Here is a 17,605-nt window from a genome sequence, read left to right on the forward strand (position 1 = left end):
GTGATGGTGACGCTGCCGTCAGCGTTCTCCGAGTAGTTGACGTCGTCCCACTGGCCGTCGCCGTCAACGTCGACGTTGGTCTCGTAGTCGCTCATGGCTATCGCTCCTGCGGTAGGTCGGGGGTAGTTCCGCGGGGCCGTATCCGGCGGCCCTCGCTGTTGAGAAGAACGGTACGGGTGGCGTGCGTGTCCGTTCTCCCGAAAACGTGCCAACCCCCGTCTCCGGTTCGACGCCGGCCCGTATCCGTTCTCACGCGCGTGCTCGCTCCACGACTTCCTCCGTGGTCAGCGGGCTCTTCGGGTGGTAGCTCAGGCACAGCGGCGTCTGCGTCTTGACGAAGCTTTTCTCTTCGGCGGCGACGTAGAACTGACCCGTCCCCATCTTGCCGATGTCCGGGACGCTGCCCTGCTTGGCCTTGGCCATCTCCTGCGCGGCGGCGATCTGGGCGGGTGCGTTGAGCAGACCGAAGAACTGCGTCGCGGCGTTGCCCGGGATCTGGTTGTGCAAGCCCTTCGGTGCCTGGGTGGCGAACACGAGCCCCAGACCGTACTTCCGAGCCTGCGACGCCAGGGCCAGCGTGCTCTTGGTGCAGGCGGTCATCGCCCCGGACGGCGCCAGCGTCTGCGCCTCGTCCATGACGAACAGCCCGCCCAGCGGCCGGTCGCCTGCCGGGTGCTTCTTGACCCAGGCGAACAGCGCCATCTGCAGCTGGTTGACGAAGCTCTGCCGCTGCTCGTCGGACGGCAGCCCCACCATGCTGACCACCGAGACGCGGGCCCGCTTGCCCGGCGGCGGGGTGAGCAGCATGCCCGGGTCGGCGGAAGCGCCGGCCCCACCGAACAGCGGGTCGTTGACCATCGCGGCGAGCAGCGTCTCCGCCATCGCGGGGCCCAGTTTCTCGGCGTTCGCCAGCTGGCTGATCTCACCCGCGTGCTCGGACAGCACCAGCACGAATTCCTTGAGCGTCGAGTACCCGCTGTGCTTCGCGAAGTACTGGAGCACCTCCTTCAGCACGGCTTTACCCTGCTGTGCCTTGGCGGTGGTGCCGTCGACCAGCGCGCGGGGGGCGAGGGTGGCGACCGCTGCGTCCACCGCCGCGTTGAACTCGTCCTTGTTCTCCTTGACCGCCGCGAAGTCCGGCAGCGGCTGGAAACTCAGCGGACGTCCGGTTTCCCAGCCGGGGGTCCAGATCACCACGTCGGTCTCGGCGAGATACTGCGCTGACTTCTCGGCATCCCCGGCGCCCCAGGCCGAGGGCGCCTGCGGCCAGGCGTCGCCCAGCCGCGCGATGTCGTTGTTGGGGTCGAGGACGATCGCCGAGACGCCCTGGAGCGCGCACTCCTCGACCAGCCGACGGATGAGCACGGTCTTGCCGGAGCCCGATCCGGCGAAGATCGCGGTGTGCTTGCGCAGCGACTCCAGCTCGACCGCGACCGGGTTCCCGTTCTCCACCGCCCGGCCGAGCACCAGGTGCGGCGCCGAGGGGAGTGGTTCCGGCACGACGACGTCGTCCGGCGACACGACGTCCTCCTTCGGCGCCGGAGATTCGACGTTCGGCGAGGTCGACAGCTCGGCGAGAGCGTCCTGCAGGAACGACACCTGCGTGGTCGGACGCCGAGCCACCAGCCACGCCTGAAGCTGATTCGGGTTCTCGTCGATCAGCACGGATAACGCCGAGAGCACCCGCAAGTCGTCCTCGGCCACCGGGAGTGTGCGCCCACCAGCGGCCTCGTACGCCTGCAGTGCGGCCTTGACCTTCGGCCCGTTCTTCCCCGCCCACTCGGTGTTGCGCAACAAGAACAACTTGCGATTGGGGACGCCGTGCGCGACACCGGACATCGTGCACGCGGTCTTGATCCGGGTGATCACGGCGATCGGGCTGGACGACGAGATCGCGCGGAACGCCCAGTGCGCCTCGTCCTCGGTCGCCTCGTCCAGAGTCACGCGGAGCCGGGCGTGCAACGGCGGCTTCACCGTCGGCATCTGATCGAGCGAGTACTTCTTCGCGGCCTCGCCCTGCTCCAGGATCCAGGCCTCGAGGCCCGCCGCGAGCAGCCGGGGCATCGCCGTGTCCTCGGTGGCCGCTACCAGCGCCGCAGCGACGTCGGCCTGCTGCTTGAGCTTGGTGAAGCGCTCGTCGATGGCCGCGAGCCGTTCCTCGGGGGGAGGCGGCGGCGGGAGAACGGTGCCGTCATCGGAGAACCGCTCCAGCTCACTGATCACGCCGGACTCGACGCAGGCCTCGATGTGCTTGTCGAGGCGCCGGAGAATCTGCCGTGGAGTGAACTCCTGCGCCTCCTCGAACGCCGTCGCCAGGACCGGCCAGGTCGGATACGGCGGGGTGAACTTCTCCTTCTTGAACGCTACGGCGAGCCGCTTCTGCACCAGCGCGATACCCAGCTCGCGGGACGGGATCGTCCGGAGGTAGCCGGTGTCGCGGAAACGGTCGACTAGGGTGTCGACGGCCCGGTCCTGCAGGACGGTCCACGACCCGGGCAGCGCGGAGAGGACGGTCAGCGTCCGCCGGGTGACCTCACGCAGTGACAGCAAGCCGTCGGCGACCTGCTCGAGCACGAGATCGCCGTTGGTCTGACCGGTTCCGGTGTCCTTGCCCGTGGTGTCCTTGGTCGCCGTGGCGACCAGCGCGTCGATCTGATCGATCGCGATGACCGAGGGGCCGGTGAGCGAGAGCAACCACGACAGCTCGCGGACGAGTGCCTTCGGCTCCTTGCTTGCACGCTTCATGCCCCACAGCGCACGTTCGCCCTCTTCGTCCTCGTCCTGAGAGAGGAGGTAGTTGTGGGCGATGTCCTGCGCCGCCAGGTCACCGGACCGGTAGAGCGCCAGCGCCCGCAGCGTGTCCTTACAAGTCAGTCCCGCCTGCTGTTCGACGTTACGGAACAGCGCGACGAACTCGTCCAGCATCGGCTTGGTCAGCGGGGCCTTCCCGCAGACGGCGTTGGTGGCGGCCTCGTCGAGACCGGCACGAGCGGCCAACCGGGCGAGCAGCGTCGTGAGCTGCGGCTGCCGGTGCTTCACCTTGCGGGTCAGCCCGTCGAGGATCGAGAGCACCGTGCTCTGCCAGAACGCAGCCGGGTTGAGCAGCTCGACGAGGAAGAAGTACCCGTCGGCGGCTTGCACCTGCTCGCGGAGCCATCCGAGCAGGTGGGTCTTGCCGGTGCCGCGCTGGCCCTGGATCAGGACGCCGACCGGGCTGGCGCCCGAACTCTTCCGCGCGTCCTTCAGACCCGCCAGCACGGCGTTTGTCACCTTTTCGTGGAAGCCGTCGACGTGCACCGGGGCCGGGTCCCACACATCGTCCGGAGCGGCCGTGAAGTTGAGGCGGACCGCGCTCAGCGCGCGGAGGTCGTGCTCGCTCATTCGGCCTCGATCGCGATCAGGTGCTTGGACTGGTTGCCGATCCGGATCGCCGCCGCGCGGTCAGCGTCGGTCAGCGTCTTTTGGTTGGACTCCGGGATCAGCGTCACGCCCGGCACCCGGATCAGGCGGTGGAGCTCGGCGTCCAAGTCGTCGCGGGCCACGTCGCCGAGCGCCGCACGCAGGTCGACGAGCTTCACCCAGGCGTTCGCCCGCGGCGCGAGGGTCCGGTACGCCGCACGCACCCGCGTCCCGAGATCGAGATCCGACGGCTCGTCGGCGGGATCCTCGTCGACCGACTCCTCGTCGCTGGGTGGCGCGGGCGCCTCCGCGACGAAGATGTCGTAGAGACCGAGGTTGTTCCGGTCGAGGTAGCGGTCGAGCTGAGCAGTGAGCGCCAACGCCACCGCCCGACCCCACAGCCCGGTGGGGAGGTCGCCGGTCAACTCCTGCCGCGCCTGGCCCCAGCCGGACTCGGTGAGCGCGTGGAACTGCTGGTTGCCGTGGCCCTTGATCTTGCGCGTCTCGATCAGCTTGCGTGAGTTCAGCGAGTTCTTGACCTTGCCCACGATCGTGACGCTGTTGCCGAACCGCTCGGCGAGTTCGTTGTTGCCGACCATCGTGCTGTCGGCCTCGGTGGCCTCCGCCAGCAGTAGGAGAAGCGCGGCGCGCTCCGCAGCGGTGAGAGTGTCGTCCGACATGGCGTGTCCTTTCGGGCGTCAGGGGACGCGACGTGCGGTGAGGAACTGCTCGATCTGATGGACGACGCTGTTCACATCGCCGAGAACCTGGTCGTTGGTGAAGCGGAGTACGGCGTAGCCGGCGGTCTGGAGCAACACGTCCCGCCTGCGGTCGGCGGCGTAGTGGACCCGCTGCCAATGTTCTGGGCCGTCGATCTCGACGACCGTTCGTTCGGCCTCCCACAGGACGTCGACGCGCACCACGCTGACGAGGAGTCCCAAGTCGACCGTCTGGTTCCAGGCCCGGCCGTAGGCCCACTCGCGGCTCGCGAGGACCTTCTCGAGCAGTTGCTCGGCAGCGCTCTGCGGGCTGGGGCGGCCGGCCATCGGCGGCACGGTGAGGCCGGTGGGGAGGTCGGGCTTCTCGTCCGCGGGCGTTTCGGGCGCGGTGGCGACGAGCGTCTCGACGTCGTCCGGGAGCGTGACCCTCCGGACGGAGATCCAGTCGACGTGCGCGAGGTTCGAGCCGACCAGCCAGACGCCGCCGAACCCGCCTCGGTGGGCGATCCACTCGGCGGACGCCACGAGAATGTGCTCGTCGCGTACCGGGAGTGGCGCTCGTACCTCGACCAGGAGCACGACGTCAGCGCGGTCGTAGGCCGCTTCGAGAACCCGGGTCAGGCCCGTGGCGCGCACCTCGGGCGGAAACGAGGTCTTCGAGTGACCGCCGGTCAGCGCGCGGGCGGCGAGGTCACCGAGGAACGGACCGAAGTGCGACGTGCGGCCGGCCAGGCGGGACGCCAGGACCCGGACCGCCGCGAGGTTGGCGCCGTTCGGGCCGATGAGGCCGGCGGCGTCCGGGAGCCACGCCGGGAACAACGCGACCGCGGAGTCCTCCAGCAGGTCGAGCACCTCGCCGACGATCGCGGCCTGCGAGGCGGTGCTGCTCGGCCGGTACGTGACGACGACCGGAGCGTCGGCAGGCAGCGGGTCGAGCGAAACGGCGAGTGCGTCCGCGTCCACACCAGCCAGTTGGACGACGCGACCGCGGGGTAACGACGTCCACCACGAACCGTCCGACCCCACCGCGCTCCCCGTTGCCCCGAAATCAGCCCACCCCGATCGTGCCGACGAGCCGCGGCCGCCGGAACGCTATGTTCACGATGTCAAACGCCTGGACGACGACTGTGGCCAGGTGGGTGACTTCGCCCGGCGGATCGGGTGAATCGCCAGTGGACAGAAAACCGCCCCGCCCGGAGGGGATGGGCGGGGCGGGGTTCGAGGCGGTCAGGCCTTCGCTTTGGCCTTGCGCTTGGTCTTCTTGGCGTCGCTCTTCACGGCCTTACCGGTGCCTTTGACCTCACTCTTGGCGGTCTTCGCGGTCTTCTTCACGTCCCGCTTCAGGGCCTTGCCGGTAGCCATGGTGATCACCCTTCGTTGAAAACCTGGACGCTCCACGGCTACCCCCGGTGTCCCCCCGTGGAAACCTCCGGCCCACCGAATTAAGGGATCGAGGGCCGACGCCGCGCGGCATCGGACGTCGTGAACCTCCCGATCACGGCGACCAATTCACGGAAGGTCCGTCGAGTGCGCGGACCGCTCCGGGCGCGCGCGGCGTCGGAGGTGATCGTTTCGCGTGGCGGTGCCCCACGGAACTGCTCTGCGCCGAGTGGTGGGTTCTCCGCGCCGAGTGGTTCGCCCTGATCGGTTCAGAAGCGGGCTGTGTAACTGAACGGCAACACTCGCTTGACCTGGCTGGTGTTAACGCTAACAATCACCGCCAACGCAGTGACCCAGGGCACAGGACACGAACGGAGGCGGAGCTGTGGTCGAGTCGACCGTGAGACCCGTGGATGAACTGCAGCCCGAATCCTCCGCCGCGGACCGTCGGGTGGTGATGGCCGACGTCGCCCGGCTGGCCGGCGTGTCCCACATGACGGTGTCCCGGGTCCTCAACGACAGCACGGCGGTGAGCCCGACGACGCGGGCCCGGGTGCGTGCGGCGATGACGACGCTCGGTTACCGGCCGAACACGGCGGCCCGGGCGCTGGCGACCGGCCGCACCGGGCAGCTCGGCGTGGTGAGCGTTAACACGACGCTGTTCGGGCCGGCGTCGATGCTGGTCGCGATCGAGCGAGCCGCCCGCGACGCGGGCTACGCGGTGAGCATCGCGAGCCTCCGGGAGCCTGACCGGCGCTCGCTGGCCGAGGCGTTCGACCACCTCACCTCCCAGTCGGTGGAGGGCATCATCGCGATCACTCCGCGGGCGGCGATCGCGGACGCGCTGAAGCACGCGCCCGGCGGGGTTCCGCTGGTCGCCGTCGAGGGCGGCGAGGGTCCGATGCCGACGGTCGCGGTCGATCAGTACCTCGGCGCGGTGCGGGCCACCCGGCACTTGATCTCGCTCGGTCACCGGCGGATCGCCCATATCGCCGGCCCCGACGACTGGCACGAGGCCGGTGAGCGCGAGCGCGGCTGGCGCGACACGCTGGTCGCCGCGGGCTTGGAGCCGTCGGCGCCGCTGCGCGGTGATTGGAGCCCGCGGGCCGGGTACGAGGCCGGGCTCCGGCTCGCGGAGCGACGTGAACACACGGCGGTGTTCGTCGCGAACGACCAGATGGCGATCGGCGTCCTCCGGGCGTTCGCCGAGGCCGGGATCGAGGTGCCCGGCGACGTCAGCGTCGTCGGCTTCGACGACATCCCGGAAGCCGCGTACTTCGCCCCGCCGCTGACCACGCTCCGGCAGGACTTCGGCGAGGTCGGTCGACGCAGCCTCGCGCTGCTGGTCGAACAGGTCGAGGGTGCGCCCCGCTCGGACAAGCGCCTGGTGATCCCGCCGGACCTGGTGCTGCGGGACAGCACGGCAGCCCCGGCGTCCGACCGGCACTGACAGCGCACAACAGGGAGGTGGCCATGACTGAGGCCCGTAATGTGAACGTTAACAAGTATGTGATCGGGGTGGATTTCGGGACGTTGTCCGGGCGTGCGCTGGTGGTGCGGGTCTCGGACGGCGTCGAGGTCGGTACCGCGGTGCATCCGTACTGGCACGGGGTGATCGACGCGTCGTTGCCGGTGACCGGTGCGGCGTTACCTCCGGACTGGGCATTACAGGACCCGGGTGACTGGGTGGACGTGCTGCGGACGGCGGTTCCCGCCGCGGTGGCGAACGCCGGGATCGACCCTGCGGACGTCGTCGGTATCGCGACCGACTTCACCGCCTGCACGGTCTTGCCGACGACGTCCGACGGGACGCCGCTGTGCCGGGTGTCGGGGTTCGAGGGCAAGCCGCACGCGTACCCGAAGCTGTGGAAACACCACGCCGCACAGGGCCAGGCCGACCGGATCAACGCGTTGGCCCACGAGCGCGGTGAGCCGTGGATCAACCGGTACGGCGGCAAGATCTCCTCAGAGTGGGAGTTCGCCAAGGGCCTGCAGGTGCTGGAGGAAGCACCCGAGGTCTACGCCGCGACCGAGCGGTGGATCGAGGCCGCGGACTGGATCATCTGGCAGCTCTGCGGCACCGAGACCCGCAACCGCTGCACGGCCGGGTACAAGGGCATCTTCCAGGACGGTGTCTGGCCGTCGAAGGAATACCTGGCAGCGCTCAACCCGGGCTTCGCGGACTTCGTCGTCGACAAGCTCGAGCACCCGCTCGCGTCGCTCGGCGACCGGGCCGGGAGCCTCACCGCGCAGGCGGCGGAGTGGACCGGCCTGCCCGAAGGCATCGCGGTCGCGGTCGGCAACGTCGACGCGCACGTCACCGCGCCCGCCGCGCAGGCGATCGCGCCCGGCCAGATGGTCGCGATCATGGGCACCTCCACCTGCCACGTCATGAACGGCACGACGCTCGCCGAGGTCCCGGGCATGTGCGGCGTCGTGGACGGCGGGATCGTCGCCGGCTACTACGGCTACGAGGCCGGCCAGTCCGGCGTCGGGGACATCTTCGGCTGGTACGTCGACACCCAGTTACCGCCCGCCTACCACGCCGCGGCGGCGAAGAAGGGCCTCGACCCGCACGAGTACCTCTCGAAGCTGGCCGCCGAGCAGCCGGTCGGCGCGCACGGGCTACTCGCGCTGGACTGGCACAACGGCAACCGCTCGATCCTGGTCGACCACGAGCTGTCCGGCGTGCTGATCGGCGCCACGCTGGCCACCAAACCCGAGGACATCTACCGGGCGCTGGTCGAGGCCACTGCGTTCGGCACAAAGGTGATCATCGATGCGTTCGAGGACTCCGGCGTGCCCGTCGACGAGTTCGTCGTCGCCGGTGGCCTGCTGAAGAACACGTTCGTGATGCAGGTCTACGCCGACGTCACTAACCGGCCGCTCTCGGTCATCGGCTCCGAGCAGGGCCCGGCGCTCGGCTCGGCGATCCACGCCGCGGTCGCGGCCGGCGCCTACCCGGACGTGCCTGCCGCCGCCGCAGCGATGGGCCGGGTCCGGCGCGCGGTCTACCAGCCGGACCCGAACCGGGCCAAGGCGTACGAAGCGCTCTACGCCGAGTACCGAACCCTGCACGACTACTTCGGCGGGGGGACGAACGACGTCCTCCACCGTCTCCGCCGCATCCGGAACGAGGCCCGCGCATGATCCAGCAGCTCCGTGAACAGCTGGTGGACCTGCACCACGAGCTGATCCGCTGGAACCTCGTCGTCTGGACCGCGGGCAACGTCTCCGCCCGCGTCCCGGGTGAGGACCTGTTCGTCATCAAACCCAGCGGCGTCTCGTACGACGCGCTGACGCCGGAGTCGATGGTCGTCTGCGACCTCGACGGTCGCCTCGTCGAGGGGGATCTGTCCCCGTCGAGTGACACCGCCGCGCACGCCTACGTCTACAAGCATCGTCCGGACGTCGGGGGAGTGGTTCATACCCACTCGCCGTACGCCACCGCCTGGGCAGCACGAGGCGAACCCATCCCCTGCGTGTTGACCGCGATGGCCGACGAATTCGGCGGCGAGATCCCGGTCGGGCCGTTCGCGATCATCGGTGACGACTCGATCGGGCGGGGCATCGTCGAGACCCTCGCGAACCACCGCTCGCCGGCCGTTCTGATGCGCAGCCACGGCCCCTTCACGATCGGCAAGGACGCAAAAGCCGCGGTGAAAGCGGCGGTGATGTGCGAGGACGTCGCCCGCACCGTCCACATCGCCCAGCAGTTCGGGCCGGTGGAGCCGGTGGACAAGGCAGCCGTCGACCGGCTCTACGACCGCTACCAGAACGTGTACGGCCAGCCCTGAGCAACCTCCAAACCCCAAACCCCCAACGGAGGACCGCACATGCGAGCGAAGAAAGTCCTCGGCGGCCTCGTCGCCCTAGGCCTTGCGATGTCCCTCACCGCCTGTAGCGGCGGCCGCGGTTCGGACTCGTCCGACTCCGGCGACAACGACGGCGCGCTGATCGGCGTCGCGATGCCGACGAAGGTGTCCGAGCGATGGATCGCCGACGGCGACGCGGTCAAGGCCGACCTGGAGAAGGCCGGCTACGAGGTCGACCTGGAGTACGCCAACAACGACATCCCGACCCAGGTCAAGCAGATCAGCAACATGATCACCCGCGGCGCGAAGGTGCTGATCATCGCGTCGATCGACGGTGGTTCGCTGAGCGACCAGCTGGACGCCGCCGCCAAGGCCGGCATCAAGGTGATCTCCTACGACCGGCTGCTCACCGGCAGCAAGAACGTCGACTACTACGTCTCGTTCGACAACTTCAAGGTCGGCGTCCAGCAGGGCACCAGCCTGCTGCAGGGCCTCGGCGTCGTCGACGCGAGCGGCAAGCCGACCGGCAAGAAGGGCCCGTTCAACGTCGAGCTGTTCGCAGGCAGCAGCGACGACAACAACGCGCACCTCTTCTACGACGGCGCGATGTCCGTGCTCAAGCCGTACATCGACGACAAGACGCTCGTCGTGCGCAGCGGCCAGACCGCGTTCAACCAGATCGCGATCCTGCGCTGGGACCCGGCGACCGCCAAGGCCCGCATGCAGAACCTGATCGCGAAGTCGTACTCCGGTGGCGCGGTCGTCGACGGCGTCCTCTCGCCGTACGACGGGCTCTCGCTCGGCATCCTCTCCGCGGTGACCGGCGCCGGTTACGGCACCGGCGGCAAGAAGCTCCCGGTCGTCACCGGCCAGGACGCCGAGGTGCCCAGCCTGAAGTCGATTCTCGCCGGTCAGCAGTACTCGACGATCTTCAAGGACACCCGGAAGCTCGGTCACCAGGCCGCGACGATGACCGACGACCTGCTGAACGGCAAGGAGCCCGAGGTCAACGACACGAAGACCTACGACAACAAGGTCAAGGTCGTCCCGAGCTACCTCTTCCCGCCGGTCGTCATCACCAAGGAGAACGTGCAGTCCGAGGTGATCGCGTCCGGCTACCACACCCAGGCAGAACTGGACAAGTAGCCCTGTTCGGTGGGCCGCCCCGCCCGGACGGCCCACCGGTAAGAGGAGAACCTCATGCAGGACGCGATTCTCGTGATGCGCGACATCACGAAGACGTTCCCGGGTGTCAACGCACTGCAGGACGTCTCGATCGAGGTGGAACGCGGCACGGTCCACGCGATCTGCGGCGAGAACGGTGCCGGGAAATCCACGCTGATGAAGGTGCTCTCCGGCGTCTACCCGCACGGCACGTTCGACGGTGAGATCGAGTTCGACGGTGAACCGGTGGAGTTCAAGTCGATCAACGACTCCGAGGCCGCCGGGATCGTGATCATCCACCAGGAGTTGGCGCTCAGCCCGTACCTGTCGATCGCCGAGAACATCTACCTCGGCAACGAGCAGGCCCGGCGGGGATGGATCGACTGGAACAAGACGAACCTGGAGGCCGCGAAGCTGCTGCGGCGGGTCGGGCTGCGCGACAACCCGATCACGAAGATCGTCGACCTCGGCGTCGGCAAGCAGCAGCTCGTCGAGATCGCGAAGGCGCTCTCGAAGCGGGTCCGGCTGTTGATCCTCGACGAGCCCACCGCGGCGTTGAACGACGACGACTCCGCGCACCTGCTCGAGCTGATCACCCAGCTGCGCGAGCAGGGCATCACGTCGATCCTGATCAGCCACAAGCTCAACGAGATCGAGGCGATCGCCGACCGGGTGACGATCCTCCGCGACGGCAAGCTGATCGAGACGTTGGAAATGCACTCCGGAAGCGTGACCGAGGAGCGCATCATCCGCGGCATGGTCGGCCGGGACCTGGAGAGCCGGTTTCCCGACCACGAGCCGAACGTCGGCGAGGAGCTGCTGCGGATCGAGGACTGGACCGTCCACCACCCGATCGACCGCACGCGCAAGGTCGTCGACGGGGCGAACCTGTCGGTGCGCGCCGGTGAGATCGTCGGCATCGCGGGGCTGATGGGCGCCGGGCGGACCGAGCTCGCGATGAGCGTGTTCGGGCACAGCTACGGCACCGGGATCAGCGGTCGCGTCTACAAGCGCGGCGTCGAGGTGCGGACGAACACCGTGCCGCGCGCGATCAAGGCGGGCATCGCGTACGTGACCGAGGACCGGAAACGGTACGGCCTCAACCTGATCGACGACATCAAGCGGAACATCTCCGGCTCGGCGCTGGGGAAGCTGGCGCACTTCGGGTTCGTGAGCGATCCGGAGGAGACCACGGTCGCGAACCGGTTCCTCAAGAGCATGAACATCAAGGCGCCCGCGGTCACCGTCAACACCGGCAAGCTCTCCGGCGGCAACCAGCAGAAGGTCGTGCTGTCGAAGTGGATGTTCGCCGACCCCGACGTCCTGATCCTGGACGAACCCACGCGGGGCGTCGACGTCGGTGCGAAGTACGAGATCTACACGGTCATCAACCGGCTGGCCGACGAGGGCAAGGGCATCGTCGTCATCTCGTCCGAGCTGCCGGAACTCCTCGGCATCTGTGACCGCATCTACACGCTCTCCGAGGGGCGCATCACCGCCGACGTGCCGCGGAGCGAAGCCACCGCCGAGCACCTCATGCAGTACATGACTCAGTATCGGGAGGTGGACGCGTGAGCGCCCCCACGGGACTCGACAAACCGCCGGCGGGGGCACCGGACGCCCCCCCGGCGAAGCGGCCGCTGGCCGGTGCCCTCAGCTATCTGACCGGGCAGCTCAGTCAGGTCGGGCTGTTCATCGCGCTGATCGTCATCGTGGTGTTCTTCCAGATCACGACCGACGGCATCACGCTCAAGCCGATCAACATCTCGAACCTGATCATCCAGAACAGCTACATCCTGATCCTCGCGGTCGGGATGGTGATGGTGATCATCGCCGGCCACATCGACCTGTCGGTCGGGTCAGTGGTCGCGTTCATCGGTGCGATGGCCGGCGTGATGATCACGCAGTGGGACCTGCCGTGGCCGCTCGCGGTGTTCCTCTGTCTCGTCCTCGGTGCGCTGGTCGGAGCCTGGCAGGGCTACTGGATCGCGTACTTCGGTATCCCCGCGTTCATCGTGACGCTCGGCGGCATGCTGGCGTTCCGCGGTGCGGCGCAGATCGCGCTGCAGAACGAGCAGATCGCGCCGTTCCCGGAGGGGTTCCGCGCGCTCGGGTCGGGCTTCCTGCCGACGTTCGGGACGACCGGGTACGAACCGCTGACGATGATCCTCGGCTCGCTCGCGGCGCTGGCCCTGGTGGTCTCGGCGTTCCGTCAGCGGCTCGAACGGCGTAAGTACGACCTGGAGGACGAACCGCTTTGGTGGTTCGTCGCGAAGCAGGCGTTCGCGGTCGCGCTGATCCTGCTCGTCACCGTGCAACTCGCCAGCTACGACGGCACGCCGATCGTGCTGGTGATCCTCGGGGTGCTGGTCGTGGGCTATACGGCGGTGATGAGCCGGTCGGTGTTCGGTCGGCACATCTACGCGATCGGCGGCAACCTCGCCGCGGCGGAGCTGTCCGGCGTCAAGGCCAAGCGGGTGACGTTCTGGCTGTTCGTCAACATGGGCGTGATCTCGGCGCTGGCCGGTCTCGTCTTCACGGCGGGTCTGAACCTGGCCGGTCCGAGTGCCGGTACGAACTTCGAGCTGGACGCGATCTCCGCGGTGTTCATCGGCGGTGCGGCGGTGACCGGCGGCATCGGGACGATTCCCGGAGCGATCATCGGCGGTCTGATCATCGGCATCCTGAACAACGGCATGTCGATCCTGGGCGTCGGCACCGAGTGGCAGCAGCTGATCAAGGGCCTGGTGCTGCTGGCCGCGGTGGCATTCGACTTCTACAACAAGCGTCGGCGGGCATCACCGCTGGGCTGATCCAGTACCTTGAACGGTATATACCGTTTTGGGAACTTCGGGGGTGGCTGTGAACGGGCCCGAGCACTACCTGCACGCACAGAAGTACGCGACCGAGTCGGCCACCGACAAGGAACCGGAGTGGATGACGGCTCATGCGGCACTGGCGCAGGTGCACGCGACGCTTGCGCTAACCGCCGCGATCGCGGAGTTCGGCGACACCAAGAGCGGGGTGGGGCGGGTGGCCAGCGACTGGACCGGCTGGCGCAACGCGGGCGCGGTGCTCTCGCCGACCGCAAACCCGAGCCCGCTGGAGTAGCCCGGTCGGCCGCGCGTTACGGACGCGCGGCCACATCCGGACGCCGTCGGGCCCACCACCGCAGCCGAACGGCTGAGCGGGTTTGCGCGGGCTGGCCCGGACTCGCCCGAACCTGGCCGTTCGGCTAGGGCCGTCGGTCGAGGTGCCTCCGGACATACGGCCGTCTTGCTGCGAGGACTTCGATTCGTAACATCACGCGGTGTCTTATCCACAGCAAGGTCAAAACAAGCGCTCAGGTTTACAGCCGCTGCACTGGGCGCTGATCGGCGTCGGAGGCGTGATCGTCCTCCTGTGCGGGCTCTGCGGCATCGTCGGAGTCTTCTCGTCCCCCGACGAGTCGTCGCCGAGCCCGACGACCGTCGCGGCCACCGAATCGTCGGCGGTCCCGGCGGCATCGCCGTCGACGTCCTCGGCCGAGCCGTCGCCGACCGACCTCGCTACGACCGGCGCGCCGGTGGTCGGCGACGGTGTGATCGGGTCCCAGCCGAGTGCGGATGCCGACGTCGACGTCGATCAGCAGACCGTGCCGGACGTCGTTCCGACCACGCGTGCCGCGGCGCCGCGCCCGACCACCCAGGCTCCGGCGCCGGCGCCAGCGAAGACCACCGCCGGTAGCTCGGTGTACTACAAGAACTGTGACGCTGTGCGTGCGGCCGGTGCGGATCCGATCCGCGCCGGCGACCCCGGTTACGCGAAGCACCTCGACCGGGACGGGGACGGCGTCGGCTGCGAGTGAGGTCAGATCCGGCCGAGGATTCGGTCGACGGTGATCTCGAGGACGACGCGGAGGGGGTTCTCGCGCGGGGGGCGGTACCGAGCGGCGTAGCGCCGCTCGGCGTCCAGCACACGGGCGGGGTCGGAGACGACCTCGACCGTCCCCTCCAGCGTCAGCCACCGTCCGCCGTCGACCTGGCAGATCGCCGCCCGCTTGGTCTCTCGGGCGTTCACGGCCTTGCGGGACGGACCGGAGCAGATCACGCGTGCCAGGCCGGCGTCGGCGTCCCAGGTGAACCCGACCGGGGTGACGTGCGGCGAACCGTCCGTCCGCAGCGTCGTGAGCGTGGCCAGGTGCCGCTCGGTGAGGAATTCGAGCGCGGCGGGGGGCAGGTCAGCGGGGTCGAGAGGCACCGGCCGAGCCTAGCCGCAGCTCAGCGCAGCAGCGCGTCGACCACCAGGTCGAAGTACTCCTGATCGGCGGTGGGCCCGGCGAGTTCATCCGGCGCCGTGTGGGCGAGCTGCACGTGCCCGAGGTAGGCGGTGTAGGCCAGCACCGCATGCTGCCTGGCCGCGCGGTCATCGAACCCGATCGCGGCGAACACGTCGGTCACGTACTCCAGCCGGCGGGCGGTCACGCGGCGGAGCACCGGCGCGACCCGGGGGTCGTCGGAGTTGCCGAGCAGCGTGACCTCTACGCCGTACCGGGTCGCGCCGGTGACCACGTGGTGGAAGAGCCGCCGGAGCCGCAGCCGTGGGTCGGGCTCGGCGTCCATCGTGGTGATGATGTCCTCGGTGACCTGCTCCCACCGGGCGAGCGCGGCCTCCACCAGCGCGTCCCGGTTGGCGAAGTGCCAGTAGAAGCTGCCCTTCGTCGTGCCCAGGCGAGCCGCGATCGGTTCGACCGCTATACCGGCCAGCCCGCGCTCGCCCAGGACGATGAGCGCCTCGGTGGCCCAATCGTCCGCGGTCAAAGTCCGACGATCGTCTTTACCCACGGCCATACGCTACCGTATGGTCAGTCCATACGGCACCGTATGGAGGCTCCCCGTGCGCAACGTCCACGCCCGCGAACTGCCCGTTCCACCCAGCGCTGTCGCCCTGCTGATCGACGGTCTGTCCGGCCCCGACGACCAGCTCTGGCCCGCGGGCTGGCCGCCGCTCCGCTTCGACGGTCCGCTCGGCGCCGGGGCATCCGGTGGGCACGGTCCGATTCGGTACTCGGTCACCGAGTACGAGCCCGGCCGCCGGGTTCGCTGCGCGTTCTCCCCGACGCTCGGAGTCCGGGGGTATCACGAGTTCCGCGCCGACCCGGTGGCCGACGACCGGGTCCGCCTCGTCCACGAGATCGACGCCACCCTCGGCGGCCGGATGCGGGTGCTGTGGCCGCTGGCCATCCGCTGGCTGCACGACGCGCTGATCGAGGACGCGCTCGACAACGCCGAGCGCGTGACGACCGGCGCGGTCGTCAACCCGAACCGCTGGTCGCCCTGGGTCCGCCTCCTCCGCCGCGCCGGCCGCGGCCCGCGACAGCTCGCCGGGCGCGGCCCGCGACGGCTCGCCGGCCGTGGCCCGGGACGGCTCGCCGGGCGCGGCCCGGGGCTGCTCGTCGGCCGTGGCCCGGGGCTGCTCGTCGGCCGTGGTCTGGAGCTGCTCGCCGGCGGCGGTGCGGGACGGCTCGCCGGCGGCGGCCCGGGGTCGGCTGTTGGTCGCGGCCCGGGGCCGGCCGCTGGTGGGGTTGGGCCGAGGCCAGTTGCGGTGCCGGAGCGGGCCTCGACCGACTTCGGGCACGCCGACCTCGCCGACGCCTACGCGGTGCCGTTGACGCCGGGCATGCCGCACGACGCGGCGGCGTGGCTCGGTGCGACGTTCGGCAACCCGCCCGGCTGGGTCCGGGCCGCGCTGGCGATCCGGCAGGCCGCGGTGCCGCTACTGGGCATCGAGCGGGCGCCCCGCGACACGTTCCGGCCGAGCACGCTCACCGAACGGTCCGCCACGATCGACGCGGACGCCGGCCACCTGGTGTTCCGGGCCGAGCTGACGGTCGACGAGCAGAACGTCACGCTGGCCACGCTGGCACGTGCCCACAACCGGCGCGGCCGGGTCTACCTCGCGGTGGTCGAGCGGGTGCATCCGCTGGTGGTTCGCTCGATGCTGCGCCGTGCGGCGGCCACCGCCGCGCACGGACGTCTCTCGCCCACCTGAGACCGCCCGGATCAAGCCGCGCCCACGGGTCAGGACTGGCGGAAGGCGTCGAGGATCTCGTCGGCGGCGAGCGCGGGGGTCAGCGTGCCCTCGGCGACCTGCTGCTCCACCTTCGGGGCGATCTCGGCGACCCGCGGATGGTCGCGCAACGACGCCAGCAGCCGGTCCTGCACCATCGTCCACACCCAGCGGACCTGCTGTTCCCGACGGCGGGCCTCCAGCGCGCCCGACGCGGTCCGGGTGTCCTGGTGCCGGACGATCTGCTCCCAGATCTCCTCCAGCCCGGTGCCCTCGGACGCGCTGCACGTCAGCACCGGAACGTCCCACCCGCCCCGATCCCCGTGCAGCAGCCGCAGGGCACCGGCGAGCTCCCGGGCCGCGCGGCGGGCGTCGTTCACGTGCGGCCCATCGGCCTTGTTCACCGTGATGACGTCGGCGAGCTCCAGGACGCCCTTCTTGATGCCCTGGAGTTGGTCGCCGGTGCGGGCCAGCGTGAGCAGCAGGAACGAGTCGACCATCTCGGCGACCGTAGTTTCGGACTGCCCGACGCCGACGGTCTCGACCAGGACGACGTCGTACCCGGCAGCCTCGACGATGACCATCGCCTCCCGGGTGGCCTTCGCGACGCCGCCGAGCGTCCCGGCACTCGGCGACGGCCGGATGAACGCGTGCGGATCCACCGAGAGCCGGGCCATCCTGGTCTTGTCGCCGAGGATGCTGCCGCCGGTCCGGGTCGACGACGGGTCGACGGCCAGGACCGCCACCCGGTGACCCCGGCCGGTGAGGAAGACCCCGAGCGCGTCGATGAACGTCGACTTGCCGACGCCGGGCACCCCGGTGATCCCGACTCGCCGAACCGACGGTTGCAGCGGCCCCCGCCCGGCCACCGGCGCCTGCACGGCCGCGGTCAGCCGGGTCAGGAGCTCCTGGGCAGCGACCCGGTGGTCGGCGCGCCGCGACTCGACCAGCGTGATCGCCCGCGCGATCCACGCGCGCTCCCCGGCGAGAACTCCCCGCGCGTACTCCTCCACCTCCGGCGCCGGCCGCGTCATTTGCCCGCTCCCACGCGAGGCCCCGGCCTTTGCCCACCGCGATCTG

At 69.6% G+C, this 17,605-nt stretch carries 16 protein-coding genes; 9 read left to right on the top strand and 7 right to left on the bottom strand.

Annotated elements, in window-relative coordinates; translation table 11 throughout:
* Positions 1-249 precede the first annotated feature (249 nt).
* The 4 genes from BUB75_RS00005 to BUB75_RS48030 all read right to left on the bottom strand — a co-directional run bounded on the left by BUB75_RS00005 (position 250) and on the right by BUB75_RS48030 (position 5,480).
* Entirely contained in the window at positions 250-3,381 is a 3,132-nt protein-coding gene (locus BUB75_RS00005) for a helicase HerA domain-containing protein (RefSeq protein ID WP_073250004.1), read from the bottom strand.
* Positions 3,378-4,079 (bottom strand): hypothetical protein, encoded by a 702-nt coding sequence (locus BUB75_RS00010; protein ID WP_073250007.1) that lies wholly within the window; start codon positions 4,077-4,079, stop codon positions 3,378-3,380. Before BUB75_RS00010 ends, BUB75_RS00005 begins: the two co-directional genes overlap by 4 nt.
* Positions 4,080-4,097: 18 nt before the next feature.
* Positions 4,098-5,144: an endonuclease domain-containing protein gene (locus BUB75_RS00015; protein ID WP_073250009.1), complete on the bottom strand. Its 1,047-nt coding sequence runs from the start codon at positions 5,142-5,144 to the stop codon at positions 4,098-4,100.
* 201 nt (positions 5,145-5,345) lie between these two features.
* Entirely contained in the window at positions 5,346-5,480 is a 135-nt protein-coding gene (locus BUB75_RS48030) for a hypothetical protein (protein WP_281248259.1), read from the bottom strand.
* Between the two features lie 475 nt (positions 5,481-5,955).
* On the opposite strand from BUB75_RS48030, the gene BUB75_RS00020 reads away from it, so the two are divergent.
* The 8 genes from BUB75_RS00020 (at position 5,956) to BUB75_RS44740 (ending at position 14,324) form a co-directional block, all read left to right on the top strand.
* Positions 5,956-6,948 carry a substrate-binding domain-containing protein gene (locus BUB75_RS00020; protein WP_073252491.1) on the top strand — a complete coding sequence of 331 codons (993 nt, stop codon included), beginning with the start codon at positions 5,956-5,958 and terminating at the stop codon, positions 6,946-6,948.
* A gap of 23 nt (positions 6,949-6,971) precedes the next feature.
* The gene (gene araB, locus BUB75_RS00025) at positions 6,972-8,648 is read left to right on the top strand and encodes a ribulokinase (RefSeq protein WP_073250012.1); all 1,677 of its coding nucleotides are present in this window, start codon (positions 6,972-6,974) and stop codon (positions 8,646-8,648) included.
* Positions 8,645-9,295 (top strand): L-ribulose-5-phosphate 4-epimerase, encoded by a 651-nt coding sequence (locus tag BUB75_RS00030; protein ID WP_073250015.1) that lies wholly within the window; start codon positions 8,645-8,647, stop codon positions 9,293-9,295. The genes araB and BUB75_RS00030 overlap by 4 nt, the downstream gene beginning before the upstream one ends.
* Positions 9,296-9,334: 39 nt before the next feature.
* Positions 9,335-10,459 (top strand): multiple monosaccharide ABC transporter substrate-binding protein, encoded by a 1,125-nt coding sequence (gene chvE / locus BUB75_RS00035; RefSeq protein WP_073250019.1) that lies wholly within the window; start codon positions 9,335-9,337, stop codon positions 10,457-10,459.
* A gap of 54 nt (positions 10,460-10,513) precedes the next feature.
* A complete protein-coding gene (gene mmsA / locus BUB75_RS00040; protein ID WP_073250023.1) occupies positions 10,514-12,052 on the top strand; it encodes a multiple monosaccharide ABC transporter ATP-binding protein in 1,539 nt (512 codons plus the stop codon).
* Positions 12,049-13,290, top strand: a complete 1,242-nt coding sequence (gene mmsB / locus BUB75_RS00045) for a multiple monosaccharide ABC transporter permease (protein WP_084740081.1) — start codon at positions 12,049-12,051, stop codon at positions 13,288-13,290. The genes mmsA and mmsB overlap by 4 nt, the downstream gene beginning before the upstream one ends.
* Before the next feature lie 43 nt (positions 13,291-13,333).
* The gene (locus BUB75_RS00050; RefSeq protein ID WP_143174959.1) at positions 13,334-13,588 is read left to right on the top strand and encodes a hypothetical protein; all 255 of its coding nucleotides are present in this window, start codon (positions 13,334-13,336) and stop codon (positions 13,586-13,588) included.
* A 199-nt stretch (positions 13,589-13,787) separates the two neighbouring features.
* Positions 13,788-14,324, top strand: a complete 537-nt coding sequence (locus BUB75_RS44740) for an excalibur calcium-binding domain-containing protein (protein ID WP_143174960.1) — start codon at positions 13,788-13,790, stop codon at positions 14,322-14,324.
* Positions 14,325-14,326: 2 nt separating this feature from the next.
* Here the strand turns inward: BUB75_RS44740 and BUB75_RS00060 are convergent, their stop codons facing one another.
* Both BUB75_RS00060 and BUB75_RS00065 read right to left on the bottom strand, forming a co-directional pair.
* Entirely contained in the window at positions 14,327-14,716 is a 390-nt protein-coding gene (locus BUB75_RS00060) for a pyridoxamine 5'-phosphate oxidase family protein (RefSeq protein WP_073250033.1), read from the bottom strand.
* Positions 14,717-14,736: 20 nt separating this feature from the next.
* Positions 14,737-15,276 (bottom strand): TetR/AcrR family transcriptional regulator, encoded by a 540-nt coding sequence (locus BUB75_RS00065; RefSeq protein WP_218617189.1) that lies wholly within the window; start codon positions 15,274-15,276, stop codon positions 14,737-14,739.
* A 76-nt stretch (positions 15,277-15,352) separates the two neighbouring features.
* On the opposite strand from BUB75_RS00065, the gene BUB75_RS00070 reads away from it, so the two are divergent.
* Complete coding sequence (locus BUB75_RS00070; protein ID WP_073250039.1) at positions 15,353-16,507, top strand: DUF2867 domain-containing protein; 1,155 nt, start codon at positions 15,353-15,355, stop codon at positions 16,505-16,507.
* A 29-nt stretch (positions 16,508-16,536) separates the two neighbouring features.
* Here BUB75_RS00070 and meaB read toward each other — a convergent pair whose 3' ends face one another.
* On the bottom strand, positions 16,537-17,559 hold the full coding sequence (gene meaB, locus BUB75_RS00075; protein ID WP_073250042.1) for a methylmalonyl Co-A mutase-associated GTPase MeaB: 1,023 nt from the start codon (positions 17,557-17,559) through the stop codon (positions 16,537-16,539).
* Positions 17,560-17,605 lie beyond the last annotated feature (46 nt).

The organism is Cryptosporangium aurantiacum, from assembly GCF_900143005.1.
Lineage (GTDB): Bacteria > Actinomycetota > Actinomycetes > Mycobacteriales > Cryptosporangiaceae > Cryptosporangium > Cryptosporangium aurantiacum.

Excerpts from the sequence above, each read along its gene's own strand:
- BUB75_RS00020 (WP_073252491.1), top strand. The coding sequence starts at position 5,956 with ATGGCCGACGTCGCCCGGCTGGCCGGCGTGTCCCACATGACGGTGTCC.
- chvE (WP_073250019.1), top strand. The coding sequence starts at position 9,335 with ATGCGAGCGAAGAAAGTCCTCGGCGGCCTCGTCGCCCTAGGCCTTGCG.
- BUB75_RS48030 (WP_281248259.1), bottom strand. The coding sequence starts at position 5,480 with ATGGCTACCGGCAAGGCCCTGAAGCGGGACGTGAAGAAGACCGCGAAG.
- BUB75_RS00010 (WP_073250007.1), bottom strand. The coding sequence starts at position 4,079 with ATGTCGGACGACACTCTCACCGCTGCGGAGCGCGCCGCGCTTCTCCTA.
- BUB75_RS00005 (WP_073250004.1), bottom strand. The coding sequence starts at position 3,381 with ATGAGCGAGCACGACCTCCGCGCGCTGAGCGCGGTCCGCCTCAACTTC.
- mmsA (WP_073250023.1), top strand. The coding sequence starts at position 10,514 with ATGCAGGACGCGATTCTCGTGATGCGCGACATCACGAAGACGTTCCCG.
- araB (WP_073250012.1), top strand. The coding sequence starts at position 6,972 with ATGACTGAGGCCCGTAATGTGAACGTTAACAAGTATGTGATCGGGGTG.
- meaB (WP_073250042.1), bottom strand. The coding sequence starts at position 17,559 with ATGACGCGGCCGGCGCCGGAGGTGGAGGAGTACGCGCGGGGAGTTCTC.
- BUB75_RS00030 (WP_073250015.1), top strand. The coding sequence starts at position 8,645 with ATGATCCAGCAGCTCCGTGAACAGCTGGTGGACCTGCACCACGAGCTG.